Source organism: Exiguobacterium aestuarii (assembly GCF_020171655.1).
Taxonomy (GTDB): Bacteria; Bacillota; Bacilli; order Exiguobacteriales; family Exiguobacteriaceae; genus Exiguobacterium; species Exiguobacterium aestuarii_A.
Window position 1 is genome coordinate 1,575,434 of sequence record NZ_JAIVAC010000001.1, and the last position, 26,774, is coordinate 1,602,207.

At 46.2% G+C, this 26,774-nt stretch carries 32 protein-coding genes and 1 other annotated feature; of the genes, 16 read left to right on the forward strand and 16 right to left on the reverse strand.

Features of this window, described 5'->3' with window-relative positions; translation table 11 throughout:
- Window positions 1-2: 2 nt before the first annotated feature.
- From LCM29_RS08230 to LCM29_RS08245, 4 genes are read right to left on the reverse strand one after another with little or no spacing between them, the layout of a single operon-like run.
- Window positions 3-1,337: a hypothetical protein gene (locus tag LCM29_RS08230; RefSeq protein ID WP_224861935.1), complete on the reverse strand. Its 1,335-nt coding sequence runs from the start codon at window positions 1,335-1,337 to the stop codon at window positions 3-5.
- Between the two features lie 17 nt (window positions 1,338-1,354).
- Window positions 1,355-1,798 carry a hypothetical protein gene (locus LCM29_RS08235; RefSeq protein ID WP_224861937.1) on the reverse strand — a complete coding sequence of 148 codons (444 nt, stop codon included), beginning with the start codon at window positions 1,796-1,798 and terminating at the stop codon, window positions 1,355-1,357.
- Between the two features lie 2 nt (window positions 1,799-1,800).
- Window positions 1,801-4,518, reverse strand: a complete 2,718-nt coding sequence (locus LCM29_RS08240) for a CDP-glycerol glycerophosphotransferase family protein (protein ID WP_224861939.1) — start codon at window positions 4,516-4,518, stop codon at window positions 1,801-1,803.
- A gap of 36 nt (window positions 4,519-4,554) precedes the next feature.
- The gene (locus LCM29_RS08245) at window positions 4,555-4,926 is read right to left on the reverse strand and encodes a nuclear transport factor 2 family protein (RefSeq protein ID WP_224861941.1); all 372 of its coding nucleotides are present in this window, start codon (window positions 4,924-4,926) and stop codon (window positions 4,555-4,557) included.
- A 189-nt stretch (window positions 4,927-5,115) separates the two neighbouring features.
- On the opposite strand from LCM29_RS08245, the gene LCM29_RS08250 reads away from it, so the two are divergent.
- From LCM29_RS08250 to LCM29_RS08270, 5 genes are all read left to right on the forward strand, one after another.
- Entirely contained in the window at window positions 5,116-7,347 is a 2,232-nt protein-coding gene (locus LCM29_RS08250; protein ID WP_224861943.1) for a C40 family peptidase, read from the forward strand.
- Between the two features lie 12 nt (window positions 7,348-7,359).
- Window positions 7,360-7,647, forward strand: a complete 288-nt coding sequence (locus LCM29_RS08255) for a hypothetical protein (RefSeq protein ID WP_214744231.1) — start codon at window positions 7,360-7,362, stop codon at window positions 7,645-7,647.
- A 35-nt stretch (window positions 7,648-7,682) separates the two neighbouring features.
- Window positions 7,683-7,949, forward strand: coding sequence for a hypothetical protein (locus LCM29_RS08260; protein ID WP_214744233.1), 267 nt, complete (start codon window positions 7,683-7,685; stop codon window positions 7,947-7,949).
- A 49-nt stretch (window positions 7,950-7,998) separates the two neighbouring features.
- Window positions 7,999-8,230, forward strand: a binding site (T-box leader).
- Window positions 8,231-8,285: 55 nt separating this feature from the next.
- A complete protein-coding gene (gene trpE, locus LCM29_RS08265) occupies window positions 8,286-9,617 on the forward strand; it encodes an anthranilate synthase component I (protein ID WP_224861945.1) in 1,332 nt (443 codons plus the stop codon).
- The gene (locus tag LCM29_RS08270; RefSeq protein ID WP_214744236.1) at window positions 9,614-10,189 is read left to right on the forward strand and encodes an anthranilate synthase component II; all 576 of its coding nucleotides are present in this window, start codon (window positions 9,614-9,616) and stop codon (window positions 10,187-10,189) included. Before trpE ends, LCM29_RS08270 begins: the two co-directional genes overlap by 4 nt.
- A 3-nt stretch (window positions 10,190-10,192) precedes the next feature.
- Here the strand turns inward: LCM29_RS08270 and LCM29_RS08275 are convergent, their stop codons facing one another.
- The 7 genes from LCM29_RS08275 to LCM29_RS08305 form a co-directional block, all read right to left on the reverse strand.
- Window positions 10,193-10,888: a dihydropteridine reductase gene (locus LCM29_RS08275; protein ID WP_214744238.1), complete on the reverse strand. Its 696-nt coding sequence runs from the start codon at window positions 10,886-10,888 to the stop codon at window positions 10,193-10,195.
- 17 nt (window positions 10,889-10,905) lie between these two features.
- A complete protein-coding gene (locus tag LCM29_RS08280; protein ID WP_214744240.1) occupies window positions 10,906-11,658 on the reverse strand; it encodes an ABC transporter ATP-binding protein in 753 nt (250 codons plus the stop codon).
- Window positions 11,655-12,713, reverse strand: a complete 1,059-nt coding sequence (locus LCM29_RS08285; RefSeq protein WP_224861947.1) for an iron chelate uptake ABC transporter family permease subunit — start codon at window positions 12,711-12,713, stop codon at window positions 11,655-11,657. Before LCM29_RS08285 ends, LCM29_RS08280 begins: the two co-directional genes overlap by 4 nt.
- Window positions 12,710-13,714 carry an ABC transporter permease gene (locus LCM29_RS08290; RefSeq protein WP_224861949.1) on the reverse strand — a complete coding sequence of 335 codons (1,005 nt, stop codon included), beginning with the start codon at window positions 13,712-13,714 and terminating at the stop codon, window positions 12,710-12,712. Before LCM29_RS08290 ends, LCM29_RS08285 begins: the two co-directional genes overlap by 4 nt.
- A 9-nt stretch (window positions 13,715-13,723) precedes the next feature.
- Window positions 13,724-14,734: a siderophore ABC transporter substrate-binding protein gene (locus LCM29_RS08295; RefSeq protein WP_224861951.1), complete on the reverse strand. Its 1,011-nt coding sequence runs from the start codon at window positions 14,732-14,734 to the stop codon at window positions 13,724-13,726.
- Window positions 14,735-15,300: 566 nt separating this feature from the next.
- The gene (locus tag LCM29_RS08300) at window positions 15,301-15,588 is read right to left on the reverse strand and encodes a hypothetical protein (protein WP_224861953.1); all 288 of its coding nucleotides are present in this window, start codon (window positions 15,586-15,588) and stop codon (window positions 15,301-15,303) included.
- Window positions 15,585-16,151: a zinc dependent phospholipase C family protein gene (locus tag LCM29_RS08305; RefSeq protein WP_224861955.1), complete on the reverse strand. Its 567-nt coding sequence runs from the start codon at window positions 16,149-16,151 to the stop codon at window positions 15,585-15,587. The genes LCM29_RS08300 and LCM29_RS08305 overlap by 4 nt, the downstream gene beginning before the upstream one ends.
- 116 nt (window positions 16,152-16,267) lie before the next feature.
- On the opposite strand from LCM29_RS08305, the gene LCM29_RS08310 reads away from it, so the two are divergent.
- From LCM29_RS08310 to LCM29_RS08335, 6 genes are all read left to right on the forward strand, one after another.
- Entirely contained in the window at window positions 16,268-16,795 is a 528-nt protein-coding gene (locus LCM29_RS08310; RefSeq protein ID WP_224861957.1) for a TetR/AcrR family transcriptional regulator, read from the forward strand.
- A gap of 1 nt (window position 16,796) precedes the next feature.
- Window positions 16,797-17,105, forward strand: coding sequence for a DMT family transporter (locus tag LCM29_RS08315; protein ID WP_214784252.1), 309 nt, complete (start codon window positions 16,797-16,799; stop codon window positions 17,103-17,105).
- Window positions 17,106-17,116: 11 nt separating this feature from the next.
- Window positions 17,117-17,449, forward strand: coding sequence for a DMT family transporter (locus LCM29_RS08320; protein ID WP_214694091.1), 333 nt, complete (start codon window positions 17,117-17,119; stop codon window positions 17,447-17,449).
- Window positions 17,446-17,805, forward strand: a complete 360-nt coding sequence (locus tag LCM29_RS08325) for a DUF4440 domain-containing protein (protein ID WP_224861960.1) — start codon at window positions 17,446-17,448, stop codon at window positions 17,803-17,805. The genes LCM29_RS08320 and LCM29_RS08325 overlap by 4 nt, the downstream gene beginning before the upstream one ends.
- A 69-nt stretch (window positions 17,806-17,874) precedes the next feature.
- A complete protein-coding gene (locus LCM29_RS08330) occupies window positions 17,875-18,474 on the forward strand; it encodes a short chain dehydrogenase (protein ID WP_224861963.1) in 600 nt (199 codons plus the stop codon).
- Window positions 18,475-18,593: 119 nt separating this feature from the next.
- Entirely contained in the window at window positions 18,594-19,052 is a 459-nt protein-coding gene (locus LCM29_RS08335; RefSeq protein ID WP_224861965.1) for a hypothetical protein, read from the forward strand.
- Between the two features lie 41 nt (window positions 19,053-19,093).
- Here LCM29_RS08335 and LCM29_RS08340 read toward each other — a convergent pair whose 3' ends face one another.
- From LCM29_RS08340 to LCM29_RS08355, 4 genes are all read right to left on the reverse strand, one after another.
- Complete coding sequence (locus tag LCM29_RS08340) at window positions 19,094-19,456, reverse strand: VOC family protein (RefSeq protein WP_224861967.1); 363 nt, start codon at window positions 19,454-19,456, stop codon at window positions 19,094-19,096.
- 3 nt (window positions 19,457-19,459) lie between these two features.
- Window positions 19,460-20,227, reverse strand: coding sequence for an ABC transporter permease (locus LCM29_RS08345; RefSeq protein WP_074035973.1), 768 nt, complete (start codon window positions 20,225-20,227; stop codon window positions 19,460-19,462).
- Window positions 20,227-20,928, reverse strand: a complete 702-nt coding sequence (locus LCM29_RS08350; protein WP_214694101.1) for an ATP-binding cassette domain-containing protein — start codon at window positions 20,926-20,928, stop codon at window positions 20,227-20,229. Before LCM29_RS08350 ends, LCM29_RS08345 begins: the two co-directional genes overlap by 1 nt.
- Window positions 20,929-21,307: 379 nt before the next feature.
- The gene (locus tag LCM29_RS08355; RefSeq protein ID WP_214694104.1) at window positions 21,308-22,024 is read right to left on the reverse strand and encodes a GntR family transcriptional regulator; all 717 of its coding nucleotides are present in this window, start codon (window positions 22,022-22,024) and stop codon (window positions 21,308-21,310) included.
- A 174-nt stretch (window positions 22,025-22,198) separates the two neighbouring features.
- Here LCM29_RS08355 and LCM29_RS08360 point away from each other — a divergent pair, with 174 nt between their 5' ends.
- From LCM29_RS08360 to LCM29_RS08380, 5 genes are read left to right on the forward strand one after another with little or no spacing between them, the layout of a single operon-like run.
- A complete protein-coding gene (locus LCM29_RS08360) occupies window positions 22,199-23,518 on the forward strand; it encodes a 6-phospho-beta-glucosidase (protein ID WP_224861969.1) in 1,320 nt (439 codons plus the stop codon).
- Window positions 23,515-24,834, forward strand: a complete 1,320-nt coding sequence (locus LCM29_RS08365; RefSeq protein ID WP_224861971.1) for a PTS sugar transporter subunit IIC — start codon at window positions 23,515-23,517, stop codon at window positions 24,832-24,834. Before LCM29_RS08360 ends, LCM29_RS08365 begins: the two co-directional genes overlap by 4 nt.
- A gap of 29 nt (window positions 24,835-24,863) precedes the next feature.
- Window positions 24,864-25,163, forward strand: a complete 300-nt coding sequence (locus tag LCM29_RS08370; protein WP_224862777.1) for a PTS lactose/cellobiose transporter subunit IIA — start codon at window positions 24,864-24,866, stop codon at window positions 25,161-25,163.
- The gene (locus LCM29_RS08375) at window positions 25,160-25,453 is read left to right on the forward strand and encodes a PTS sugar transporter subunit IIB (protein WP_214694114.1); all 294 of its coding nucleotides are present in this window, start codon (window positions 25,160-25,162) and stop codon (window positions 25,451-25,453) included. The genes LCM29_RS08370 and LCM29_RS08375 overlap by 4 nt, the downstream gene beginning before the upstream one ends.
- On the forward strand, window positions 25,422-26,141 hold the full coding sequence (locus LCM29_RS08380; RefSeq protein ID WP_224861973.1) for a carbohydrate deacetylase: 720 nt from the start codon (window positions 25,422-25,424) through the stop codon (window positions 26,139-26,141). The genes LCM29_RS08375 and LCM29_RS08380 overlap by 32 nt, the downstream gene beginning before the upstream one ends.
- A 34-nt stretch (window positions 26,142-26,175) precedes the next feature.
- On the opposite strand, the gene LCM29_RS08385 is transcribed toward LCM29_RS08380, so the two are convergent.
- Window positions 26,176-26,736 (reverse strand): AAA family ATPase, encoded by a 561-nt coding sequence (locus LCM29_RS08385; protein WP_224861975.1) that lies wholly within the window; start codon window positions 26,734-26,736, stop codon window positions 26,176-26,178.
- Between the last annotated feature and the right edge of the window lie 38 nt (window positions 26,737-26,774).

Genomic DNA, 26,774 nt, shown 5'->3' on the forward strand with positions numbered 1-26,774 from the left:
AATCACTTTCTCCTTAAAGATATAATATATTGAACAATATCTCTTAAACTGTCAGTGTCTGGCCCGGTTCTATAAACTTCAAAAAAGTAATTGAATCTTGTATAGTAAACAAATTTGTTTACTAGATACGGATCAGGACCATTTTTCAAATATTTATAGAACTCATTTATATTTATTGATTGATTCTTTCTAACATTCATTACTATTCCGTCAATATTATAAAATGCTTCACCAAATGTAATGACTGGTTTTTTTAAAGTAATTGCTTCAAATCCAACTGTAGAATTTACGACCATTATGGCTTTAGCATTCTTCAACAAAATTTGATTGTCGTCGTCGACAAGATACATATATGGATGCTTATCAATCTTATTTTTCACTTTTTGATATGAACGTAAATGCTGTTCAGAGGTCCATAATGGATGGAATTTGAATACTAATTTTAAATTCTGCTTTGATAACTGCATAGACTTATAAAAACGATTTATGTCATTGACAACTTCTAATAAAGAATCATACGAAGAGTTTTTTATCATTTGCAAATCTGTCTCTAATTGAAGTGGAACATAAATATATGAATCAAACTTTAAAGAATCACCTTCATCCAAATTAGAATTCTCAATTCTCTCTTTAGAATCAACGGTTTGTGAATCCCCTTCATAATAGGATAAAAAAATCTTTCTAATTGAATCAATTTCATCATGAACGAGTTTTGCTTTTTCAGGGCGAAAGAGAAAGTTATTTAACCTATCGTGGTCTATTTCTATATTATTATAGAATTCTTTATTTCTTGGTACTGAATTAAATGCATTTACTCCTTTTGGGTCAATTTGCAATGTGAATGGACGAAAGTAACCATTTTCCACAGAAAAACAAGAAATGTTGTTTACTGTCGCGAACATTCTTATCGTCTCCGAATCTAAAGAATCACCAAATACAATTATACGGTCCATTGGTTTACTTTCGTGAATTTCGTGTAAACGATTAAGCAATTTGATAATTCGAAATAGAATATCATCTATTTTCTTTTCATAGCCCATTTTTGAACTAAATACCATATTCCGTTGAGCAATTTTTTTTATATCTTCAAATTCATATTTTTTAAAGTACTTTTTATTTCGACTCACTTTATCTAAATCGATATATTCAGATTGAATATTTACTCTATCAAACAATAATTTTTGATTGATGCCTTGTGAAGAGCTTCGAGCTAAATAGTTTGTATTTACATTAGAATAAAGATTAAACAACTCTGTAATTCTTTTTAAAAAAACTACATCATTGATTTGCTCTCCTCTATAATCCATGTATGCAAGTCCTGATATAAAAATATTCATTAGTATCTCCTGATTTATTAGTGAGAATTCATTTTTTTCGAGATTTTAGCTTTTCTTTTTCTATGCATATCAATACTATAGCCAAATATACACCTTTCTTGTTCTAAATATATTCTTTCCAACAAATATTGAGGAATGTTTAAGAAAAACGTGTTTCTTTTATACTTTACGATAATTTTTTCTTGAACATTATGATTATTTTTATCTGGAATATAAAGTTCAAAGCCTAAATTAGTAGAGAAGTCACTATATGCTGTTTTAACATCATCTCTTTCATAAAATCGACTTTTAAGTGCATTCATATCTTGATAAAATAATATTTTTGAAACATCAATAGATGATTTACGTGAAAGTATATAACCTTCTAATTTTATCTGATTATTTTCAGTAATGATCTCTTCAATCTTAATGTGAAAGTTATTACGCCTCGTTATATATTTATATATATATTTCTTTATCATGATTAATCCTCCATACTAAGGATTGCTTCATATATCTTCGAACAGTGTGGATATGAAGGAAATACGGATTCCACCTTTTTATTTTCACCAGATTTTAGCACGCCTAAAATCTCATCTATAGAATTAACAACTACCCCTGGCATAGAATGTTCTAATATTGGGCCTTTATTATAGTGTTCACTATAAAATTTATCAGCATCAAATTGATAATATATTACCGGTTTACCCATATATGCGAAATCGTACGATATCGAAGAATAGTCTGTAATCATTATGTCACTAGTCAAAAGAAGGCTTTGAATATCTTCTTCTCCTCGCATAATTTTAATGACATCATTTTCGACTTTAAAATCATCCGGAAGATATTTTTTCAAAAGATAATGTGGATAAAAACACATTTCAATATTGTTACTACGTAACCAATCAACAAATTGTACACTTGTCATCAATTCTATAAATCTTCTCCAATATTCTGAAGCCAACAAATCAGAAGATGAAGAGATCCAATGCCTCCATGTTGGAATCAATAGTATTCTACTTTTTTTACTATTATGGTTTTTAGAATTGAGAATGTGTAAGTTGTCCCATCTTCCTAACCCAGATAAAACAATTTCATTCTTTGTGTAACCATACTCTTCATTTAGATGATTATACTCTTCGGTGGTAGAAGCTACAAATAACTTATAATTTGCTCTATTTTTATGAAGAACATGATTTAGTCTACTGAATCCAATTACTCCATGTTGAAGGAAAACTTTACTTCTATTTGACCAGGTCGGGAAAAATTTATTAATAAGCTTATAACTCTCCGTGTACATATTGGCAGATTCCAAGTAACTATTTATTGATTTAGTTGATGTTAATAGATAAAGCGTATGTTTTAGTGAGCCATATTCAATAACATTACCTATTTTTTTCACCTTAGAATAATCTTTTGATTTTTTTTCAATCACATAGTAAATCTTATTATATTTTTTATTTTCGTTTATGAATTTGAACAAATGATAAGAGTTATCTTGTGCTGTATCTTTTCTTTCTCCAATAAGCCAAGTTTTTTGTGCTCTCAAATATCTTTTAAACAATAAAAAGATAATAGAAACCAACAAAACATTTTTAGTACTTTGTTGTTTACGTGATACTCTTATCATTGATATATACGCTTTTGAAAATCGAATAGATTTTTTCACTAAATTTTTAACGCTGTTCTTTTCAACTATCAATTCCAGTTCTTTGTGAGAAGACAATGAAATATTTTTTGATTCAAACGAAAGACTTCTCAATTGATTTCGCAATTCAGCTAACTCTAGTTTTAGAGTAGAATTCAACTCCGAACCATCTGCAAACTTTTCCTGAAGAAGGATTTTATACTTATATCCGACTATTAACTGATTCAAATCAATGCATAGATTATTAAATCCTGATTTCGAGTAGTCAATTCTATTGTCCCCGTTTACGAATGATACGTCTGTCCTCATTTCCGTATCCCATTTTAGCTCACTTTTATTTCCTTTTGAGTCTAGTAAATAAAATGAAATAGAAATAACATCTTTATTAGATACGTACTTCGCATATGAATATCCATGCAATAATAGTTTATCGTTCTCAAAAGATAATCTCTCCACTTTAGAAAAACTCTCAATTTTATCAATTTTCAAGTATGAATTGGTAGATTCTAAAGGTTCAGCCCAGTAATGATAGAACTGGTTATGAATTACTTTATATACGGTTTTTTTCTTTTTCTGTTCCCACTCTAATACTGCAATTATTTTTTCAATTTCTTCAGAGGAGATTATTTCCAAAAATATTTTTTGTTCAGTAGTTAGTTCCTCGAGTTCTAAAGAGGAGTGGTGTAATGAATTCGCAAACTCTTTTAACATCACTGCTAATTGAGGAAGTATGTCTTGTTGTTCAGACTTTAGAACTTCTTTTAATAGATTATACAAATAATTGAATTGTCGAATTTCCACATATTTCGAGCTCAAGTGAGAATTACTATATAGTTGGTAAATTGCGCCCTCTACTTTTACTATCTGATTTATCATTTCTAATTTCCTACTGCTAGAAAGAGTCAGATTTGATCCTTTTCTATAAAATAAATAATCGCGAGGGTCTACAAATATTTTTGAGCTATATAAGTAAAACTCCTGAGTAAATAATAAATCTTCACCAACAAAGATATCTTCATCAAAATATATTTTATTCTTTAAAATAATGTCTGTTTTAAAAATTTTATTACAAACTGAAGGAGTTAAATGTAATTCAGGGTTTTCATTAATCGTTTTGACTCCAGTATAATGATCTTTAAATACTTGGTTATTTAAATATGAAATTCTCCATTTAGATTTTTCATTAAATGATTGAATATTACCAATTATCATAGAGTACTTATTTTTTTTAATTAATTTTAGATAATCAGATAAGATTTTTGTTGAAATGTAATCGTCCGAGTCTAAAAATGTTACGTATTCTCCTGATGCATGATTAATTCCAATATTTCTAGAAGTCGATACTCCCACATTTTTTTGATTTTTAATAATTATGCTATTTGGATTTTTATTTACAAATTCTTCAATTAATTTTAAACTTTCATCTTCTGAGGCATCATCTATAAAAATCAGCTCTACAGAATCGTCTAGTTTTGTTAATGAAGTTAAGCAATCCAACACCAAGTGACCCTTATTATAATTAGTAATTATGATGCTTAATAGTTTATTACTCATAGTGTACTCACTTTCTAAAAATAAATATGGTTATATTTACTCATTAATCATCGTGGCCTGTCCACCTTGCCAGAACCACGTATCATTCTCTTTTACATATAGATGAAGCGCCCAAAAACGACCTTCATATGCATTTGTACCCAAAATAAAACGTTCCTCGAGCAAAAGTTGGACAACAGCTAAGTCCCCTTTAATTGTTTCCTCAAATGTAATGGTGTCTTGTGCAATCCATTGAATAGTTGTCGGATCAACATATTGATCCAAAAATGTTTCTTTATCGAACTGACGTCCACTCGAATCGACATAGCGGAACGAGTGATGCATCAATGACTCGACCGCTTCAATATCTCCACTTACTTGAAAAGCTGAGCGTTCATCAGAAAGTTGTTTCATGTTGAGTGTCTCCATAGTTGTCCCTTCCTTTCCTCGCCTATCATACCACAACTTGAATCTATCCTAAATCACCCCCGTTTTACTCACATACCGAAACGTACTCCCCTTATGATGAAAAGACAAAAGCATATATGAAAAGAAAGGCTGTATACTAAAAAATGGAATTATCATTCTGAAAATTACTATACAAAAGAGGTGTAAACCGTGAAACGCATTTTTAGTCTATGGCTTTTGATTTTATCTTTTTCACTATCCTCTGTCTCTGCAGAGGAATCTAACGTCATGATTTTAGCTGGAACAACGATTTATGAAGATATTCAAGAAACTATCATATTACAAGAAACACAACATGACGTCATCGCGTATGTACAATCTATTTCACAAACGCATACATTCGTACAAATCGGGGATGTAAAAGGATTTATTCGAAACGAGAATGTTCAACACTCAAAAAGGATGTATGTCATACGTGAAACGACGATGAAAGATAATGATCACCAATCGGTTACTTCATTACCGTTTCATTCAATTGTTCAAGTGTTTGATGTAGGAACGCAGCCACTTGTTCAAACGATTGAAGGTACATGGGTTGATCGCTCTGCCCTCTCGGATAATCCCGTCACTCCGACAACCTACTATATGAAGTCAAACAGTGATGTTTATCTTTTGGCCGGTGAACAGGAGATTAATTCCCTTACGTTAGGACAATCTGTTCAAGGATATGGTGAACTCGAAGGGTACCTTCGGATTAAATTAGATGGACAGTTTGTATTTATCTCCATACAGAATGTGAGTGACACCCCTGTTCAAACCGGACAACAATTTGTCTTTTCTTCCACACCGTATTATCAAGACCTCGGTCAAACAACTCTCGGCTCATTCTCTCGTGGCGAGCTAGTCACGACTTATGGGATTGAACAAGGATTTGCTCGTGTTCTTACGAAGAATGGATTTGTCTTTGTGAAACAAACTGATTTGATTGATAAAATGCCGACATATAGCAAAACGGGATCTCGTTACGTACAGGCTGACATTCCTATTTATCGTGATCTTGATAGAAAAGAAACTGTCGGTACATTTAAACGTGACCAAAAGATAGACGTATACGGAACAGATTACAATTTTACTCGTGTATTTATCAACGGACAATTTTATTTCGTTGAATCCAACAAACTTGGAACGAAACGTCCACCGTACTTATCAACCGGAAAACGTTATGTATTAAAGAATACGCCACTTTATTCAAGCGCATCCACTTCGTTCAAAACTACTTTATCTTTTAAGCGGGGAGAACAAATCACAATCTACGGAACATCTGGAGCCTATACAAGCGTTCAGGTAAAAGGAACATATTATTTTGTTCCAACGAGTATACTTGGAACAAAAAAACCTCCGTTATATGACGCAACAGGAAAACGATATATTCGCTATGACAATGTAAGCATTTATTCTGCCCCTTCAACGTCGAAACGCGTCTCTCGTCTCAAGCGTGGACAAATCGTTGAAACATTCGGTACGACTGGTTACTATACACGAATTCGCGTCAATAACAGTTATCGATATATCGCGACGAACTACTTGACTCTTAATAAACCGGTCGCAAAACCAAAAGCAGGAACTGTTTTTTATGTTCAATTTAATGGAACGCCATACTTCCATACTGATGTTGCGTATACACGACCTGCAGGAACGCTTGCGCGCGGAACAAAACTGATTGGTATTCGCTCGATTGATGATGATTTTTGGTATGCTCGCCTATCGTCTGGTAAACGCGTGTACGTTACAAACCCTTACATTTCAAAAACGAAGCCAAATGCGGTCACGCCAAAATGGGTCAATCCAGCTCGTCACTATGGAACTACGAAACGTACCGCGTTTTATGCCAATCCGTATGATAAAAAACCAATTGGTTATTTAGATGCTAATCGACGTGTCTATCCTCGCAGTCAACATGGCGACTCATATTTAGTGCAATACAATTGGCGTCCGGTATACGTAAAGACGTCACAGATTCGCGTCAAATCGGATCCACTGGTCATAAAACGAAGTAACTCAAGGAATGAGCGATTCATCGCCTCTGCGGTCAATTATTTAGGAACCCCTTATACATGGGGCTCACAATCGCCTCGAAATGGAGGCTTTGATTGTTCCGGATTAATTCATTACGCATCAAACCAGGCTGGTAAAATCGGTGGGCGTTCAAACGTTTCAGGCTACTGGTATGGTAGCCACTTCAAGAATAAACGAATGAGTCTAACAAGTGGTCGACGTGGAGATATGATTTTCTTTGCGGGAACATATCGAAACGGTCCATCGCATATTGGAATCATGCTGAGCAACGAGTTCTTCATCCATGCAGGTGGCGAAACACTTCAAATTAACTCGATTCATGATCCACAATGGCGTCCATATTTCCTCGGCTATAAATCGCTCTGATGAGGTGCATACATGATGTTTGAATATATTGATCCTTTCTTATGGCAACTTGTCATCGTTCCGTTTCTCACCATTGGTGGTGGTGTCATGGTCGCAATGACTACGAAACGGGTCTGGGTTGGTCCGCTGGTAACGTTCTTATTTAACGCTATGATCGAATTGACGTACTTTGCCGTCTATTATGACCACAGTCCATTCGATGTCAGTCATCTCAGTTCGTGGAATGTCATCTTCCCGCTAATTTCACTCTTGTTTTCGTTCATATTCGTCGGATTGTTGAAAACATCGAAATCTGCCTGATGTGTCATGTCTAATCGTTAATAGGAGGACTCTCTATGTTTCACTATATCGACCCGTTCTTATGGCAACTCGTGATAGTCCCGACTTTTACGATTGGACTAGGGGTCGCTATCGGACTGCGCCTGAGGCGTTTGTCTATCACACCACTAATCACGCTCTTGGCATATTTAGGATTGGAATGGTTCATGTATCGTGGCACTCTCTTCTTTTTTACAAAGTGGTGGCTACTTCCACTCATAGCATTAGGTATTACGTTTACCTTTATCGGAAAACGTCAAATCGATCAACCTTCGACGAAATGACGCTTGACAATATAGCTTCATCCCGTTAAAGTAACGATAACATTCATACGAACTCGCGATGAGAAAGAAGAGTAGCGCGAAGGGACGTCTCCAGAAAGCCGGTGGTCGATGCGAACCGGTGTCGTGCCTTGCGTGAATGGGCTTTTGAGCGTTCAGACCGACATGTAGGCTCTGACGGGTCCTCCCGTTATCGGGGACAGCGAATGATGGTTCGCGATGAGTGGGAAGACAAGGCGTCTTTCAACGAAGGTGGCAACACGGGGAATCTCCTCGTCCTTCATGTCCAATCGGGCATGTGGGGCGGGGAGATTTTTTTAGTTTAAGGAGGAGATTTCGATGCAACAACTGATCATCAATGGCGACGAATTAACACCGGTGGCAATCTTTCACCGTCTGCAAGGTGAACGTAAGGTCCTGCTCGAGAGTCGGGCGGAAGGCAAGCACGGACGCTATTCCATCATCGCAGCGAATCCGGTCGAGACGATCCGCGTCGATGGGAACGACGTGACAGATTCGACCGGCACCATCTATGCGAACGATCCGCTCCACGCCCTATCTGAACGTATCACACGTGAAGATATCACTGCACCGTATCCGTTCATCGGGGGTGCCGTCGGCTATATCGGCTACGACTTACTTCGCGTGTATGAACCGATCCCAAACACACCGACGGAGACGCGCGATTTACCGGACGCCCTCTTCCAGCGCTATGAGACGGTCGTCTTATACGACCATCTCGAAGAACAGGTCGTCTTGATCGATACGAGTGAGACGGATGCTACGATGCGACTCGAGTCTATCCGTGAACAGCTCGAGACACCGGAGACACACGCCCTCGAACCGGTCGTCCGGACGAGCGAACAGCTTTTGACGACAAAAGATGAGTTCATCGACCGTGTCCTCCAGGCGAAAGAGGCAATTCTTGCAGGTGAAGTCTTCCAACTCGTCTTGTCGCAACGCATCGATGCCACATTCACCGGTGACCCGTTCCACTTTTACCGGACGCTCCGCAAACAAAACCCGAGCCCGTACTTGTTCTACATCGACCTCGGGGAAGCCATCGTCCTCGGCGCCTCACCTGAGAGTCTCGTCCGTGTCGAAGACGGCAAAGTGACGACGAACCCGATCGCCGGCACACGTCCACGTGGAAAGACCGTCGAGGAAGATATGCGTCACGCGGAGTCGCTGCTGCAGGACGAAAAGGAACTCGCCGAACACCGGATGCTTCTCGACCTCGGACGGAACGATATCGGTCGTGTCGCTAAAGTCGGCACAGTCACGATCCCAAAACACATCGAGCTCGAACGGTTCAAAAATGTGATGCATCTCGTATCCGAAGTCGAAGGTGAACTACGGGCAGACGTGACGCCAATCGATGCGCTCCGCGCCTGTCTTCCAGCCGGTACCGTTTCGGGTGCCCCGAAGATTCGGGCGATGCAACTCATTGACGAGCTCGAGACGGTCAAGCGCGAAGTGTACGCCGGGGCGGTCGGCTATCTCGACGTCCGAGGTGGATTCGACTTTGCTCTCGCCATTCGGACGATGGTCATCCAAGGTGACACGGCCCACGTCCAAGCTGGTGCCGGCATTGTCTATGATTCGGACCCCGTATCAGAATACGAAGAAACGCTGCATAAAGCCAAATCCCTATTGGAGGTGTTCGCATGATTCTCCTCATCGACAACTATGATTCGTTCACGTATAACGTCTATCAGGACGTCGCCCGATTTAGTGACGTCTGTGTCATTCGAAATGATGAACATACTATAGAAGAAATCCGTCGTATGAACCCGAGTGGGATCATCCTTTCTCCAGGTCCTGGTGGTCCAAAAGATGCAGGTGTCTCGCTTGCGGTCGTTCGACAATTGTCCGGGTACGTTCCGATTCTCGGGGTCTGTCTCGGTCATCAGGTCATCGCTGAGGCGTTCGGCGGTGTCGTCGGTCGGGCGAACGAGGTCATGCACGGGAAAGTGTCGCGCATCAATACGTCACCGAGTGTCTTATTCGAAGGCTTGTCGATGGATGTCATGCGCTATCACTCGCTCGTTGTACAAGAGACAGAACTGATTGTCACGGCAGAGACGACAGACGGTGTCATCATGGCACTCGAACATCCGACCCATCCGACGTATGGCGTCCAGTTCCATCCTGAGTCGATCGGTACACCAGATGGTCGCAGTATCTTTGAACGTTTCGTCCAGCTGTGCACGAAAAAACCGGGGCGAATGTCCCCGGTTTGAGTATCAGCCTAAAAAGTCTTCACGCTGAAAATCGTGCTTGTCGATTTTGATGTTGTCACAGGCTACCCCGTTCGTCCGGAGCACGTGAATCGTCTCGCGTAACAGTTCGTCACTGCCGACGATATAGAATAATCCATCTGGATCGGCAGCCAACGCTTCAATTCGTTCATAGTAGTCTTTCCGACTCGGCACGAACTCTGACGTGAAGTGCTCGTTCGATTCGAAGACGTCACTGAACAGATACGCTGTCGACGAATCGACGTTCAACGAATGGAGATGCGGCACACCTTCCCCGTTCGCCAAGTACTCGAGGACGATCGGACGGAATGTCGCAAGTCCGACACCCGCCGATAACAGATAGACGTTCTTTCCACTCCGCTCGAGCGGGACGTTCGAGTGTGTCTTGAACAAGGCGACCTTGTCCCCCGGCACCATGTCGCGAAGGATGGATTTGAACGTCGAACATTCTGACTTGATGCGGGTCGTGATGCCGATTGCCCCTTCGTACGGCAACGTCGAAATCGACATATGGCGAACGAGGCTTCGGTTCGGCTTGTCCCCGGCGTTGAATCCTTCGAGCGCGAGATGCGTATGCGCCCCTTCTTGCCACGTGAACTCAGGAGGTAACGCGAGATGGAACGTGTATGTATCGGGTGCTTCGTTCACGATTTTTGTGATGGGTGTCCAATCAATTTTCATGTGAATTCTCCCTTTCGTTAATACACCGCAATCGGCCCATACGGCCCTTCGATGATTTCGAGTTTCGTCTCAAAAATATCCGATAAAATCTTGGCGTCCATGATTTCTTCGACCTTCCCGAATGCGGCAATCTGTCCATCTTTCATCGCACAGATCCGGTCCGAGTATTTCGCCGCGAAGTTGATGTCGTGAAGTACCGTGACGATCGTCCGACCAAATTCGTCCGCGACGTGGCGCAAATATTCCATCATCTGAACCGAACGAGCGATATCCAAGTTATTGAGCGGCTCATCGAGGAGGACGTATTCCGTCTCCTGACAGAGCACCATCGCCACATACGCACGCTGACGCTGCCCACCTGACAGTTCGTCGAGATAGCGATTCTCGAGAGCGGTTAAGTCGAGGAAGTCGATATATTTCGAGATGATGGCCTCGTCCTCTTTCGTCAATCTTCCTTTTGAGTACGGGAAGCGACCGAATCCGGCGAGTTGCCGGACCGTGAGCCGCGTCACGAAATGGTTCTCTTGACGAAGAATCGTGATGATTTTCGCCAAATCTTTAGACTTCGTGCTCGACACGTCCATCCCAGCGACTTGAATCTGTCCCTCATCTAAGTTGAGCAACCGTCCAATCATCATGAGCGTCGTCGACTTCCCTGCCCCGTTCGGTCCAATGAGTGAAGTGAACCCGGCTTTTGGGATGTCGAGCGTGAGCGGTCCGATGTGGACGTCATCTGTATACGATTTTTTGACTTGTTCGATTTGAATCATAGCGACCTCTTTCGTAGAATGACGGCCAAGAAGATGAGTCCGCCGAACAGTTCGATGATGACGGAGACGACACTTGGCGTCTGGAATATGTGATACATGAAGAAATATGCGCTCGTCAGGACGAAGAACCCTAAGGCGAACGCCATCGGGAAGACGTATTTATGATCATACGTCGAGGCGACCTGGTAGCTGAGCGTTGCGACTAAAAATCCGAAGAACGTGAGCGGCCCGATGAGTGCCGTCGACACCGACATGAGGAGTGAAATCAGGACGAGCGTATAGATGACGCTTCTCCGATGATTCACGCCGAACGTCGTCGCAACGTCCTTACCGAGTGCCACGATATTGAGTCGGTTCGAAAACAAGAACAACAGTGTCCCGGCGATGATGACAATCGGAATGACGATCGGAAAATAGGCCACGTCTGCATTCGTCACCGATCCGAACAGTCGTGCCTCCAGAATATCGAACTCGGACGGAGCGAGCATGCGGCGCATGAAAGACGACACCGAGTTCAGTCCCGTCCCGATGATAATCCCAATGAGCAACATGAGCTGAAGATTGGCATATTTCCCCGATAAGAGCCATCCGTATAAGAGAAGACTCATCGTCACCATGAGCCCTACTTGTGTCAAGAAGGCGCCTGTTCCCGAGAATCCGATCAACGCCCCCGCCCCGAAGAAGAACACCATGCTCGTCTGAATCGTCGAGTAAAGCGCATCGAATCCGAGAAGCGATGGTGTGATAATTCGGTTGTTCGTCACGGAATGAAACGCGACCGTTGCAAGACTTTGGCACAGTGCCGCAATGAGCATCGTCACGATAGCGACGATTCGCCGTTCGACGACCGGAACGAATGACGGCGAGTCCATCGGGACCGGGTTGTTGTAAAGGAGAAGACCGAGCGCGCATAAGAGTCCTCCGAGAATAAAAGCACTTAAAAAGAGCCAGTAGCGCCGTGACGCTCGTTTCGATTGAAACGCAGAAGCATGACGTTCTTCTGTCAATGCCCCGACTTTCATTTCAACGCCATCTCGTTCAATGACCGTACTCATCGAACCCCTCCCTTTTTACGTTGCCGCAATAGAATCATGATGAAGACGAACGCACCGACCGTTCCAAGAATAAGCGAGACGGGGAGCTCGAACGGCATGATGATCGTCCGCGAGATCAAGTCACTCACGAGAATCGCGCCCATCCCTACAAGACATACCCACGGCAGATTGCTGCGTAAATCATCCCCGCGAAACATCGAGACAAGGTTCGGTACGATGAGACCGAGGAACGGTAAATTCCCGATGACCGTCGCCACGACCCCGACTGACAAGGCGATGAGCCCGGTCGCAATCATCATCAATTGGTTATAGTTCACGCCGAGACTCGTCGCGATGTCTTCCCCGAGCCCAGCTAGCGTCAAACGGTTCGCCAGTAGAAAGATAAGCACCGTCACGATGATGATGACCCATAAATATTCGTAGCGTCCGACTTGTACCGAAGCGAATGAACCAACAAACCAGCCCTCGATTGCCTGGCTTGCTCGGAAGAATAGACCGAGGAACGTCGAGATGGCTGAGATGACCGCTCCTAACATAAGTCCAATAATCGGGACGATGAGCGACGAGCGGAGTTTGACCGAACGTAAGAACCAGAAGAACACCATCGTTCCGATGAAGGAAAAGACGATGGCCCCGGTCATGCGCATCATGAGGCTCGGTGCCGGAACGAGCAAGTACACGGTAAGTAAGCCTAGCCCTGCCCATTCAAGCGTTCCTGTTGTCGTTGGTTCGACGAGCCGGTTTTGCGTGATGAGCTGCATGACGAGTCCTGCCATCGCCATCGCCGCTCCCGTCAGCATGAGTGCGACCGTACGAGGGACACGGGTGATCCAAAACATATCGAAGCCGTCTGTCCGTGATAAGTCATATACGCCTGTAAAGAGCGACAGCACCGCTAAACCGAGGACAATGATAGCGGTGAATACGAACGACTTCGTCCACAATTTAGAAAAGGAGGGCTGAGACATCGTCTCAACCCTGGCTGTCAACGGTTTTTGCATAACGAACCCTTACTTCTTGAGTGCTTCCGCAACGCCGTTGAAGAATTCAGAATACGTTTGAATCGATTCGTTCAAGTACGTGTCTTTTGGCGCGTAATCGATTTGGTCTTCTGTCACAGCCGTCGTCTTTTGAAGGGCAGGTGCGTTGTCGATGACATCTTCTGCCGGTACTGCTCCTTCTGCGTCACCTAGTGGCGCGTCACGGTCTAAGACGAACAACCAGTCCGGGTTGCTTTCTGCGATGGCTTCAACAGATACTTCATCGCCTTCATGGTCACCCGTTGTCTTCTCGACTTCAAGTGCCGGTACCCAACCAAAGATATCGTACATCGGTCCGAACACGCGTCCCGTCACCGGTGCTGAGAATCCAATGTCGCCGCCCGACACGATGACGGACATGATTGTGTCTTTTCCGTTATATGCTGCTTTCGCGTCTTCGATTGACTTATCGAGGTCAGCGACAATTTGTGCTGCATCTTCGTTCTTGTCAAAGATTTGACCGAGCGTAAGTGTCGTATCTTTTAATCCTTTAACCAAGATCTCACCCGGTGTCCCTGCATCTTCTGGAATCTCGATGTTCAAGTCGATGACCGCTGCTTCTGGTACCAACTTTTTGATGTCTTCATAGTAATCCGCGAAACGTTGACCGACGATGACGACGTCCGGGTCCACTCCCGCAATCGCCTCTAAGTTCGGTTCAAAGTGCATACCGACGTCTGCGATGTCTTTGTCTGAGGCGTATGGTGACTCCGCTGGAAGGAGTCCGATTGGTGCCGCCACCAAGTCAATATCCCACGCTGCCAATGTTTCGAACGTACGGTTGTCAAGGGCGACGACTTTCTCCGGATTGACCGGTACCTCGATTGTGCCATGTGCATCCGTAATCTCGACTGTCTCTGTTTTTGTTGCACCGTCGACGTTCTCTTCTTGCTTCGTCTCACTCGTTCCGCCACATGCGGCGAGTACGAAGACGAGTAACGTCAACATGAGTGAAAGTTTAAATTTCCCCACTTCATCCATCTCCTCTGTATGTCAATTTCAATGATCCTCCCACCAAAAACGAGTCATGTTGGTTATGTATGTCTCTTTTCCTTTCTCGTTATCAGTGATAATGATTATCATTGTCGTTTTCATCAAGTAGCATATCAAACAAAAAAAGGATACGCAACGTCAAATTGTAAAGATTCGGATAGGTAAAATTTTCTTTCTATAGATGCACGCACAAAAAAAGAAAGTGGAGGTCCACTTTCTTGGTTGAGTTCACACAATTTAGTTTAGGGATCAATCTTTATTATGCCGTGCCCTCTTTTTACCTCGAAACACAATATAAGTGATGAACCATACACATGTGATTGTGAACGCCAATAATACGGTTTGTGTCATCCCTCTCGGTAAAAGGTCTACCACGAAAAATAAGGATAAGATGACCGAAAAAATGAGATGTCCAAATCGTAAATCATCATCATCCAAATCTCGCCAATATATGACTAGAAGGAGGAGCGCTACCGGGGCCACGAGGGCTGATAAAATGAAAAACGGCACACGGCGCATTAGAAACGGAATGTTCTTCGGTTCGTCCATCTGACTCATGCCTCCGAAATCCCGTTCGCCAACAGCAACAGGAAAATCCAAATCGACAATGGGATCATCAATCCGATTGTCGCAAGAAGCGTGTAAATTTTTATGATTCGATCCTTCGTAAACAGTCCCCAAATCAACGTGGCGAACAAGGCGATGTCAATCGCGAGATATACCCAAATGACCGTCATCAACTCGAGGTTCGGGAACACTCGGCCATTCAAGATGAAGAAAATAATCACCGTCAATAGGAAGAGACCGAGCGTGGCGTAGAGTGGTGCGTATCGCTTGTTCATACGAGCATCGCCCGCTTCCGTTTGACTATCTCCAGGCAGCGACGGACACACGTATCGACATAGCCATCAAACTGGTGCGGCAAGAACATGGTGTACGTCCCCTCTTCTGTCATCGCCGCGTCCCGTTCGACTTTTTCAATCAATTCATCAAAAGCCGGATTCCCTTTCAATCGTTCGAAATCGAACGCTCCTAGTCGTCTCGACAGGCGGGCGTTATAGGCATCAAAATCTGCATAGTAGGCAGCCTGTTTCTCTGGATTTTGGGTAATGATTTCTTTCAACCAACTCTTGTAGAACCCTTGTAGCCAGATTTCATCCGCGACGAGATGGGCGTAGTAGCCGAGTCGAAAGGAGAAGTCTTTCTCTTTGCTGTCAATCCAGTATTGGGAAAGATCTAAACGACGGGATAAATCATCATGGCGCCCTGCGTAATAATGGGATGACTCTTTGTCTGTTGTTGCATCCGGTGCGAGACTTCCTAATAAAAACGCGACTTCATCGATTTCCGACAACTCTAGCAACATCTCGTTCGCGATGACGAGATGCATCAAATGTGAGCCCATACCGACACCCCCTTTCCCACATTATTCCATCAGTCATTTCGCTAGACAACCTGAATCATTATTTGGTAGGATAACTTTACTAAACGGTCAGTAAAGTAAAAGTGGGGTGTAAATCGATGAGTAAAAAACAATTGTTGTTGCAGACGGCCGCCCAGATGATTCGAGAGGACGGCATCAGTCAATTGTCACTCGAACGATTGGCGACGAAAGCAGGAATCACGAAAGCAGGTGTCCTTTATCATTTTGATAGCAAGGCCAACTTATTGCGTCAGATGAACGAACTCGCGATTGAGACGTTCGAAACACGAATCACCGACCATTTGTCGGATGGTCCGTATCCATTCACTCGTGCTTATGCCCTCGCTACATTGGATGATGTCGACCATGGAGACAAGGACCTCATCGCCGTCTTCATCTCGTCACAAGAAGATGCGGCGAGCGAGTCGATTTGGAGCAACGTCTCGACCGGTTGGAACGAACGGTTCTCAGCCGACGGTCCCGACCAAGATGCGATTTTAAAACTCCGTCTCCTCTGTGACGGTTTTTGGTTCGCCGTTTTGTATGGATATAGCGAATCGTTCAAGGATCGTGCGGCGACACTCATCCGAGAGGCGTGTGACGAGTTACTTGAAGGAGGTGGCTGACATGGGATTCATCTATTTGATTGGGGCCATCGTTTCTGAACTATTCGGATCGAGTATGTTGAAAGTGAACGCCACCTCGACGAATCGACTTCCGATTCTCGGGGTGGCCATCGGCTACGGGACGGCATTTTATTTGTTATCACTGGCGCTCTTCACCATCCCGCTCAGCTTCGCCTATGCGTTTTGGAGCGGTGTCGGGACGGCGCTCACGGCTGTGATCGGCTTTGTCGTCTTCCACGAACAAGTGAGTCGTCAAAAAGTTACCGGAATTGCGCTCGTGATCATCGGGCTCGTCTTTATGAAATTGTGAGGTGAATGAAGATGAAAGCTTATTTTTTACTGTTCTTTTCCATCGCATTCGAGGTACTCGGGACATCGATGTTAAAGCTATCGGATGGATTCACGAACTTTGTGCCGAGTGTCATTCTCTTGGTTAGTTTCGCCGCCTCATTCACCCTCATGGGCATCGTCTTGAAGACAATCCCGCTCAGTATCGCCTATAGCATCTGGGCCGGACTCGGTACGGTGGCGACGGGTCTAATCGGCGTGTTCGTATATGGAGAAGTCCTCTCCGCACTGAACGGGATTGGTTTGTTATTGATTGTCCTTGGGGTCATTGTGATGAATCAACAACGAAAAGAGGTTGTCACATGAACAAGTTGGCGTATCATCTTCAAACGCTTGAAGAAGCGTTACTCACGACGGAAGTCAGACAGTCGACGGACCGCTTACGTGAACTGTTGACCGACGATTTTTTTGAAATCGGCAGCTCGGGACGATTGCTGTATCAAGACTGGGATCAAACGACACTCCAAATCGATCCGATTGAGGCGGTGTTATCTGAATTCACTATGCATCCGTTAACGGAAGGACACGTTTTGGTGACGTATCGTCTCGTTCAACCGAAACTAAATCGTGTGACACGTCGCAGCTCGATTTGGGTACTCGAGGACGGTCGTTGGAAGATGCGTTTCCATCAAGGAACGGTTGTCCCATCAGAAGCAACTTGATTGCCGAACGTCCTCACCTTCCGCTACTCTGAAAAGGAATCTAGGCGTGACGAAAGGGGCAATTTTCACATGAATATTTTACTCGTAGGGGCAAGCGGCACGGTCGGTCAGGCCGTCGCAAACGAATTGGAGAAAACACATACAATCATCCGAGCTGGGCGTAACGGAGCGGACGTGCAAGTCGACCTCACTTCTGAAGACAGCATCCGTCAGATGTACGAGACAGTCGGTCGCGTCGATGCGGTCATCAGTACGGCGGGCAGCACACATTTCGGACCACTTTCCGAGATGACGCCGGCGGATAATCAGAAGAGTATCGACAGCAAGATCAAAGGGCAGGTCAACCTCGTCCTTCTCGGGCTCGATTATGTGAACGATGGTGGCAGTTTCACACTGACAAGCGGAATCTTGATGGACGATCCCATCAAAGAAGGCGCATCGGCCGCACTCGCGAACGGTGCCATCAAAGGCTTTGTCACCGGAGCGGCGATTGAGATGCTACGGGGCATCCGTATTAACAACGTCAGCCCGAACGTTCTCGTCGAAGCACTCGATGCGTATGGTCCTTATTTCCGTGGTTACGCGGCGGTGCCGGGTGAACGGGTCGCCCTCGCCTATGTGAAGAGCGTCGAAGGCGCGCAGACGGGACAAACGTACGAAGTGTATTAACAGCAAAGCATCTCGTTGAGAGGTGCTTTTCTTCGTACCTTGAACGTTATTTTACCTACTCATTCATATGAACTCCGCTATACTCAGGACAACTTATATGCGAGAAAGGTTGAATGTTCATGAATGACAAAACATTGCGCGATCTTTTTGATCTTCCTCCACCATTCGTCCGCCACCCGTTCCCACGTCGACTACTTCGCTTCACCAGTCGATTGAAGCGTCCGGAACAATCGTCCATTGAGGCCGTTTTTCGTGTCGGTGGCTTTGGTGTGTTTGATGTGAGTACCCTGACCTTTTTTGAAAATGGTACCGTCCTTCGTCACGTCGATCAATCCGCCCTTTCGATATCCGAGGAATTCGAAGGCGAAGAAGCAGAACAGATCCGCGTGGCGTTTCAATCACTCGGAACGCACCGCTGGCCAGTCGTGTTCGAAGAACCCGAAGACGTCAACACTGTAGATGGTACGCAGTGGAACCTCAGCGTATACGCTAACGGAAAACTCATTCATGAACATAGCGGTAGTAACGCCTATCCCGACCAATGGAGACAATTGACGCAGCTATTCTGTATTTCTTGAAGAACGACAAAGGGAGCATCCGCGATGGATGCTCCCTTTCGTCAAAGTGCTTGAATCATTTCGACCCGATTGCCGAACGGATCCCGGAACTCGAATCGATCGAATCCTGGGATTGGGATGCCTTCGGAGTATACAATCTCGTTTTCTGTGAGGGCTGCCTTCCAATGACCTAAATCCGTCACAGCATACGCGATATGCGCTTTCGTCTTCTGTCGTTCGACGCCGTCCTCAGTACCGACATGAACGGAACGATCACCGACTTGAAGCCAAAATCCGCCGCGCCTTTTCAGTGAGTCCGGCTTCTCGATTTCATGTAGACCGAGAAAGTCGCAGTAGAACGCCTTCGCTTCTCGTTCCGCTCCAGTTGGAATTGTGAGCTGTACATGATGAATCCCTGTGATCATGCTTCATTTCCCCTTCCGATAGGTCAATCCGATATACTGCATCTTCTCGTTAAACAGACGCGGATACGCCAAGTAACCGACGAGTGTCGCCGAAATAGAGGCAGTCGTCAAAATCAAGAACAGAATCAAGAGTTGGTACAGCACCGCTTCCATCGGGTCAGCCCCACCGATGATGAGACCGCTCATCATTCCCGGTAGCTGGACGAGGCCCATCGTCTTTTGCGCCTCGACGGTCGGGATCATGCTCGTGCGAATCGCATTCTTCAAGCTACGGTCGATGGCCACTTTCGGTGTCCCGCCTAGCGAGAGGATGAGTTCGATGACGTCATCACTCCGTTCGACCTCGTCTTTGAACTTATTCAGGAAGAGGAGCGACAACACCATACTGTTCCCGATGACCATCCCACTGATGGGAATGACCTTTTCCGGTTCAAACGGGATGATGCCGAGCCCGAGCATGAGACCCATCGTCAGCGCTTCGATCGTCACGAGCGTCAAGACGATAATCCACATGATGCCCGGTATCCCGTCCCCTTTCCGTCGGATATTTTGTGTCGCGGCGACAATCATGAGTAAGATCATCAACAGCATGAAAATCGGACTGTCACTCTCAAAGACGAACGTCAGGATATAGCCGATAATCAACAGTTGAATAATAGAGCGGACGGTCGCGATGATAATATCTCGCTCGAGCCCGAGTCGTAGGACGAGCGTCAAGGCGAGCGGGATGACGACGAAGATGAGCGCTGTCGCGAGTTCAATGTATGACATCAATCTTCCCCCCTGACGAATTGTTGGATGACCGGATCGTCCGATTCATCGATGAACGATGCGTCCCCATACGCAAGCAGTTCCCCGTCTTTCAAGAACCACATGTCGTCACTCACCCGACGCGCCTGATCTAAGTCATGGGTGATCCAGATGACAGTCACGCCATACGATTGTTGCAGTTTTCGGATGAGTCGTTCGATTTCTTTCACTGTCCGATAATCGAGGCTTGCCGTGATCTCATCGAGCAAGAGTACGTCGGGTTTATTGACGAGTGTCCGTGCGATGGCGACCCGACTTCGTTCCCCGCCCGACAATGATTTGACGGGTTGGTCGAGGAGCGCCTCACTCAAATCGACGCGATGGAGCAATTCGGCAGCCCGGTCGCGGTCGAGTGTCTCGTCGAAGATGGCTTTCGGAAGATTCAAGTTGTCGTACACCGTCCCTTGAATCATCGGCGCGCTTTGGAACGCCATCCCGATTTTCTTTCGCAGTTCGAGGATGTCCATCTCCGCGATATCTTCCCCTTTGAATAAAATCGTGCCTGTGTCGGGTGACAGCAATCCGTTGATATGCTTCAGACACGTCGTTTTGCCGGCGCCGCTCGGTCCGACGAACGTCGTGATTCGCCCTTCCCGAAACGTTCCGGACACATGGTGCAGGATGTCTTGATGACTCACATCTTTGAATTCAATGATTGACATGCTTCTCTCGCCTCCTGCTTCTAGTGTACATAAACTCAGGAATCGACTGCATCCAATATGTATGGGAAAAGTTTATTCATAATCGTTGTTGAGAAAAATTACATCCCCATCAAAAAAAGAAACGCAAGTTGTCCTACAGCAATCGCTATTGGAACCATCGAGAGTATAGATAACCAGCGTTTCTTCATCACAACACCGATTCCCAACAGCACTAGTCCGAAGACCAGGACCCCGAAAATTGTAAACATCGTCATATTGCTCACTCCCACTATTCAATTTGATCGTATGTATCTTCGGTTTTCTCTTCATCATATCCTTTTTGAATCACTTGATAAAAAAGCGCCCGAACGTTTCCATACGAAACGGTCGAGCGCTTTTGTTAGTTATAATTCCGTTCGATGACGAAGCTCGTCTTGTCCCCACGGAAGTACGAACGTGAATATTCAATCGCTCGTCCCGACTCGTCTTCTGTCACCGTCTCGATATGGAAACATGGTGACCCGAGTGGACAGTTGAGGAGCGTACTCACTTTCTCGTCGGCAAGGGCAATCTCCAATGCCTCCGTCGTCTTCGCGACATGGACGTCGTGGACTTCAGCCAGTGTTCGGAAGAGCGAATGCTCTGCCTGTTCTTTCGTGATCCCCGGTGCAATCTTCCACGGGATGAATGAGACCTCATACTGGGTCGGTTCCCCGTCCGCATGACGAATCCGCTCAATCTTTTGAATCGGCGCATTGTCCTCTGCTTCAAACACCGAAGCGATTTGACCGGACGCTGAGATGACGGAGATGTCGATCAACGCGACTTGACCACGCTTCCCTTGAACAGCGAGCTGGGCCGCATAGTTGTTCGGTGTATACGATAGCGTCTGCTGGACTTTCTTTCCGGCGACGAACGTGCCGCGACCTTGTTGACGGACCAAATACCCTTCTGTCGTCAATTGGTTGAGGGCGCCACGCACCGTTGTTCGGCTCACATCGAACTCCTCGCAAAGCGCGTACTCAGTCGGAAATTTCTCCCCTTCTTTATAATGCCCACTTTTGATGCGGGACAACAATTCATCCTTGATTGCGGTTTGGAGCGTCGATTGCGACATACCTCCATCTCCTTTACGTTAGGTTGGTTCCTTTATTGTGATACAGCAAGCATACAATTGCAAATACAAAAAACTAATTGTATTATTTGTATTTTTTATATTGCCGAAAGTTGTACTATTTGTTATATTTGTTACGACAAAAAGAAATCGCTTTCAAAAGGAGGAGTTGACACCATGGCAGTCAAGGTCGTCATCATCGGCGGTGGGTCTAGTTACACCCCGGAAATCATCGAAGGATTGATTGATCGGCAAGCCTCGTTCCCCGTTCGGGAGATCGTGCTCGTCGATATCGAAGAAGGGAGGGAGAAACTAGAGATTGTCGGTCGTCTCGCTCAGCGGATGATCGAGAAGGCCAACGCCGAGATCACACTCAGTTGGACGCTCGACCGAAGAGCCGCACTCGTCGGCGCAGATTTTGTGTCGACACAGATTCGGGTCGGTGGACTGAAGGCACGTGCGCTCGATGAACGCATCCCGCTCAAGCATGGCTTCATCGGACAAGAGACGAACGGCGCAGGTGGATTATTCAAAGCGTTCCGTACCATCCCCGTCTTGATCGACTTGGCCAATGAAGTCGCCGAGATTTGTCCGGACGCCTGGCTCGTCAACTTCACCAATCCGGCGGGCATCGTCACCGAGGCCGTACTCAAGCACTCATCTCATAAGAAGGTCATCGGTGTCTGCAACATCCCGTTCAACATGCGAAACTCGGTCGCAGAGATTCTCGAGACGCCGGTCGAACGAGTCGCGATTGAATTTATCGGATTGAACCATTTCGTCTTCGGTCGTCACGTCTGGGTCGACGGCGTGGATCGGACGAATGACGTCCTTGCTTCGCTCAACGCAGGCAACGACTACTCGCCAGCGAACATCGTCGGTCTCGGATGGAGCGAATCGTTCCTGTCGTCACTCAGTATGTTACCGAACCCGTATCACCAGTACTACTTCCAGACGAAAGACGTGTTGAAAAAAGACCTCGAGGCGTACGAACAAAATGGCACACGTGCCGAAGTCGTCCAACAAGTCGAGGCGCAGTTGTTCGAGAAATATAAAGACGTCGATCTCGCCGTCAAACCGGAAGAACTTGAAAAACGTGGAGGTGCCTACTATTCAGACGCCGCCTGCAATTTGATGGACTCGATTCACAATGACCGTGGCGACATCCAAACCGTCAACACGCTCAACAACGGCACGATTCGAGACTTACCAGACGACGCGGTCATCGAAGTGAACGCCGTCATCACGAAGTCTGGCCCTCGTCCGATCTCAATCGGGACATTACCGCTCCCGATTCGTGGACTCATCACGAACTTAAAAACGTTTGAACAGCTCGCCATTCAGGCGGCTGTATCTGGTTCTTACGAGGACGCCTACCTTGCTTGCCTCATGAATCCGCTCATCCAAGACGAGAAACGGATTGACCCGCTTCTCAAGGAGCTGTTCACAGCGCACGAGGCGTACCTACCCCAATTTCAGAAGGAGGTCTATTCATGAACAAGTTTATTGAAATCGCGGGACGTATCGGGTCCCAAAGGCACTTAGTCGCCATCCGTGACGGGTTTGTCTCCGTCATGCCACTCATCATCGTCGGGTCGCTCGCCGTTCTTATCAACAACTTCCCTGCTGTCAACATCGGTAGTCTCTCGCTCGATTTCGTCGGCTCGATGAACAGTCTATTCGGCGAAGGAAATTGGCAAGGACTCGGCGGAAGTATTTGGAACGCGTCTTTCGCCATACTCGGACTGCTGATTGCTTTCTCCATTGGGTATAACTTGGCCCGCTCATACGGGATTGACGGACTTGCTGCAGGGATCTTGTCGCTCGCCTCATACATCATGCTCGTACCGGTCACTGCTGACTGGGGGCTTAACTTCGCATGGCTCGGTGCCCAAGGGCTCTTCGTCGCCATCATCGTGTCGATTGCCGTCACGGAAATGTTCCGCTATCTCATCAATACGAAATTGACAATCAAGATGCCAGAAGGAGTACCGGGCGGGGTCACACGTTCGTTCCAGGCGCTCATCCCATCGATGATCATCTTGACGGTCGTCGCAGGATTCCAGCTTTTCATGACGCTCGTCGTCGAGCTCAGTGTCTTTGAAGTCATCTTCAAGGCGATTCAACAACCGCTCCAAGGATTCGGAGATTCACTCCCGGCTGCCCTTGTCATCGCGTTCTTGAACCACATCCTTTGGTTCTTCGGACTTCACGGGACGAACATCATCGGTTCGGTCATCGAGCCGGTCTATCTCCCGCTCATCGAACAGAACTTGGCGGCATTCCAAGCGGGAACATCAGCGTTTGATGTGCCGTATACGGTCACAAAACCGTTCTTGGATGCATTCGTCTTCATGGGTGGATCAGGTACGACGTTCGCGCTCTTGCTCGCCATCTTCATCGTCGTCCGGAAGCAACGGAATCACCCATATCATCAAGTGGCAAAACTCTCAACACCAGCCAGTCTCTTTAACATCAACGAACCGGTCATCTTCGGTCTTCCAATCGTCTTGAACCCGATCATGCTCGTACCGTTCATCTTAGTGCCGGTCACGCTCACGATCATCTCGTACGTCGCCCTCTCGACAGGCATGGTTCCGAAGACGGTCGCCATCGTTCCGTGGACAACGCCACCAATCATCAGTGGATATTTGGTCACTGGCGGTAGCGTCCGGGGTGTCTTGCTTCAAATCGTCAACTTGTCGATTGCGACTGCGATGTATATCCCATTCGTCATGGCAGGAGCAAGAGCGATGACAGCCGAAATCAACAAAAACAAAGCTGCCACTGAGGAAGGAGAAAAGATTTCGTGAAAACCGAAACGATTCAAGAACTCTCATTTATGATTATTCTGCATGCCGGCAATGCCCGTTCGTCGGCATTCGAAGCCATCGCTGCGGCAAAACGCGGTGAAGCAGACGAGGCGACAGCCAAATTAAAAGAAGCCGATGCGGCTTTTCTAGAAGCACACAAATTACAGACAGAACTCTTACAAGAAGAAGCGCGAGGGGCGACGAGCGATATGAGCGTCCTCCTCGTCCACGCCCAAGACCACCTCATGACGGCGATGACCGTGAAAGAACTCGCCGTCGAAATGATTGATATGATCACCCGTTTGAATCGATTGGAGGAAACAACATGAACATCTTACTCGTCTGCTCGGCAGGTATGTCGACATCGATCTTAGTGGAAAAAATGCGAAAAGAAGCGGCGAACCGCGGAATCGACGCGTCCATTGACGCCATCCCCGAGTCTCGTTTGAAAGAACAGACGAATGTCGACGTCATCTTGATTGGACCACAAGTTCGTTACCTTGAAGGGAAAATCAAATCGTCCGTCGACGTACCGGTCGCGGTCATCGACAATATGGCGTACGGGATGATGAAAGGTGACCTCGTCCTTGACCAGGCACTCGGTCTCGTCAATGCCTAAGACGTTCGTCTTGGTCAACGCCGATGATTTCGGATTGACGACAGGTGTGAACGCCGGCACCTTGGAGAGTCATCTGAATGGAATCGTGAATTCGGCGACGATGATTATGAACGGGTATGCCGTCGAGGAAGCCGTCCAACTCGCGAAACAGCAGCCATCGCTCCGCGTCGGTGTCCATCTCGTCTTGACTTGGGGCAAACCGCTTGCCGACACGAGTGCTCCCCTTACAAAAAAAGATGGCACGTTCCGCTACACGAGCCGTTTCTTGAAGGAGACACCACCTAACCCGGAGCTCGTCTATCTCGAGTGGAAAGCCCAGATCGAGGCGTTTCTCGCGACGGGTCTCCCGCTCGACCATCTCGACAGTCATCACCATGTTCACGGCTGGCCGGTCCTGCATGACGTCATCATTCGTCTCGCTGAAGAATATGACACGACGTTTCGGGCCTTAACGACGCTCGGGTCGCGCCGAGACTTGTGGGTGACCGAACGGTTCAGTGATCAATTTTATGCGGACGGTGTCTCCCATGCGACGCTCGATGCCATCGAACCTGGAGAGTCCATCGAAGTGATGGTCCATCCGGCCGACCTCGACGATGATCTTCCGAGCATCACCTCTTACCTCGTGCCACGCCTCCTCGAAAAACAGGTGTTGGTCGACTATCAACGCCCCGATTGGTGGGCATGACAAAAGCGGGTTCCCTTGTTGGGGACCCGCTTTTTCATAGGTCAAACACTCTTTGAATTTGTGCAGCCGTCTCTTCCGGACTTAAACGGGTGTTGTCGATACGAAGATAATGCTCGACATCCAATTCCCCCGGACGCGAGTTCAAGCGATACATCGTCGCCGTCTGCTTCAGTTCCGCTTCGGACCAGGCGATGTCGCGCTTCGATGGTTTATGCGTGAGGCGGTTCTCCGTCGTATTGCGCGCGAGCCGCTCCTCCATCTCTGCCTCGAGCTCGACGTAGTAAATGTCCGCCCCATGTGATTCGAACAAGTCCGTCACGTTTTTCACGTAATCCCAGTCTTCCTGCATGTCAAACGCCCAGACGAACGTGAAGATCATGCCGGGTAGATTACTCTTGGCGACCGACTCGAACAGCTCTTGCCGAAACAGTTGGACGAGTCGTTTCCCTTCTGCCGTCCCGTAATTGAAGAACGGTCCGACGAGATCGATCGTCATATGGTTATGGAATAACTTGAGCCCGGTCCGGTCGGCGAGTGCCTGTCCGACGGTCATTTTACCGACGGCTTGCGGACCGAATAAGATGATGAACTTCATTAAATCTCCCCCTGCGCTGAATCATTTTGTTCATCATA

Excerpts from the sequence above, each read along its gene's own strand:
- LCM29_RS08245 (WP_224861941.1), bottom strand. The coding sequence starts at position 4,926 with ATGGAGACACTCAACATGAAACAACTTTCTGATGAACGCTCAGCTTTT.
- LCM29_RS08360 (WP_224861969.1), top strand. The coding sequence starts at position 22,199 with ATGGCAGTCAAGGTCGTCATCATCGGCGGTGGGTCTAGTTACACCCCG.
- LCM29_RS08295 (WP_224861951.1), bottom strand. The coding sequence starts at position 14,734 with ATGGATGAAGTGGGGAAATTTAAACTTTCACTCATGTTGACGTTACTC.
- LCM29_RS08320 (WP_214694091.1), top strand. The coding sequence starts at position 17,117 with ATGAAAGCTTATTTTTTACTGTTCTTTTCCATCGCATTCGAGGTACTC.
- LCM29_RS08365 (WP_224861971.1), top strand. The coding sequence starts at position 23,515 with ATGAACAAGTTTATTGAAATCGCGGGACGTATCGGGTCCCAAAGGCAC.
- LCM29_RS08255 (WP_214744231.1), top strand. The coding sequence starts at position 7,360 with ATGATGTTTGAATATATTGATCCTTTCTTATGGCAACTTGTCATCGTT.
- LCM29_RS08325 (WP_224861960.1), top strand. The coding sequence starts at position 17,446 with ATGAACAAGTTGGCGTATCATCTTCAAACGCTTGAAGAAGCGTTACTC.
- LCM29_RS08350 (WP_214694101.1), bottom strand. The coding sequence starts at position 20,928 with ATGTCAATCATTGAATTCAAAGATGTGAGTCATCAAGACATCCTGCAC.
- LCM29_RS08310 (WP_224861957.1), top strand. The coding sequence starts at position 16,268 with ATGAGTAAAAAACAATTGTTGTTGCAGACGGCCGCCCAGATGATTCGA.
- LCM29_RS08385 (WP_224861975.1), bottom strand. The coding sequence starts at position 26,736 with ATGAAGTTCATCATCTTATTCGGTCCGCAAGCCGTCGGTAAAATGACC.
- LCM29_RS08355 (WP_214694104.1), bottom strand. The coding sequence starts at position 22,024 with ATGTCGCAATCGACGCTCCAAACCGCAATCAAGGATGAATTGTTGTCC.
- LCM29_RS08275 (WP_214744238.1), bottom strand. The coding sequence starts at position 10,888 with ATGAAAATTGATTGGACACCCATCACAAAAATCGTGAACGAAGCACCC.
- LCM29_RS08260 (WP_214744233.1), top strand. The coding sequence starts at position 7,683 with ATGTTTCACTATATCGACCCGTTCTTATGGCAACTCGTGATAGTCCCG.
- trpE (WP_224861945.1), top strand. The coding sequence starts at position 8,286 with ATGCAACAACTGATCATCAATGGCGACGAATTAACACCGGTGGCAATC.
- LCM29_RS08235 (WP_224861937.1), bottom strand. The coding sequence starts at position 1,798 with ATGATAAAGAAATATATATATAAATATATAACGAGGCGTAATAACTTT.
- LCM29_RS08290 (WP_224861949.1), bottom strand. The coding sequence starts at position 13,714 with ATGCAAAAACCGTTGACAGCCAGGGTTGAGACGATGTCTCAGCCCTCC.
- LCM29_RS08330 (WP_224861963.1), top strand. The coding sequence starts at position 17,875 with ATGAATATTTTACTCGTAGGGGCAAGCGGCACGGTCGGTCAGGCCGTC.
- LCM29_RS08280 (WP_214744240.1), bottom strand. The coding sequence starts at position 11,658 with ATGATTCAAATCGAACAAGTCAAAAAATCGTATACAGATGACGTCCAC.
- LCM29_RS08285 (WP_224861947.1), bottom strand. The coding sequence starts at position 12,713 with ATGAGTACGGTCATTGAACGAGATGGCGTTGAAATGAAAGTCGGGGCA.
- LCM29_RS08370 (WP_224862777.1), top strand. The coding sequence starts at position 24,864 with ATGATTATTCTGCATGCCGGCAATGCCCGTTCGTCGGCATTCGAAGCC.
- LCM29_RS08315 (WP_214784252.1), top strand. The coding sequence starts at position 16,797 with ATGGGATTCATCTATTTGATTGGGGCCATCGTTTCTGAACTATTCGGA.
- LCM29_RS08305 (WP_224861955.1), bottom strand. The coding sequence starts at position 16,151 with ATGGGCTCACATTTGATGCATCTCGTCATCGCGAACGAGATGTTGCTA.
- LCM29_RS08270 (WP_214744236.1), top strand. The coding sequence starts at position 9,614 with ATGATTCTCCTCATCGACAACTATGATTCGTTCACGTATAACGTCTAT.
- LCM29_RS08345 (WP_074035973.1), bottom strand. The coding sequence starts at position 20,227 with ATGTCATACATTGAACTCGCGACAGCGCTCATCTTCGTCGTCATCCCG.
- LCM29_RS08375 (WP_214694114.1), top strand. The coding sequence starts at position 25,160 with ATGAACATCTTACTCGTCTGCTCGGCAGGTATGTCGACATCGATCTTA.
- LCM29_RS08340 (WP_224861967.1), bottom strand. The coding sequence starts at position 19,456 with ATGATCACAGGGATTCATCATGTACAGCTCACAATTCCAACTGGAGCG.
- LCM29_RS08240 (WP_224861939.1), bottom strand. The coding sequence starts at position 4,518 with ATGAGTAATAAACTATTAAGCATCATAATTACTAATTATAATAAGGGT.
- LCM29_RS08230 (WP_224861935.1), bottom strand. The coding sequence starts at position 1,337 with ATGAATATTTTTATATCAGGACTTGCATACATGGATTATAGAGGAGAG.
- LCM29_RS08335 (WP_224861965.1), top strand. The coding sequence starts at position 18,594 with ATGAATGACAAAACATTGCGCGATCTTTTTGATCTTCCTCCACCATTC.
- LCM29_RS08300 (WP_224861953.1), bottom strand. The coding sequence starts at position 15,588 with ATGAACAAGCGATACGCACCACTCTACGCCACGCTCGGTCTCTTCCTA.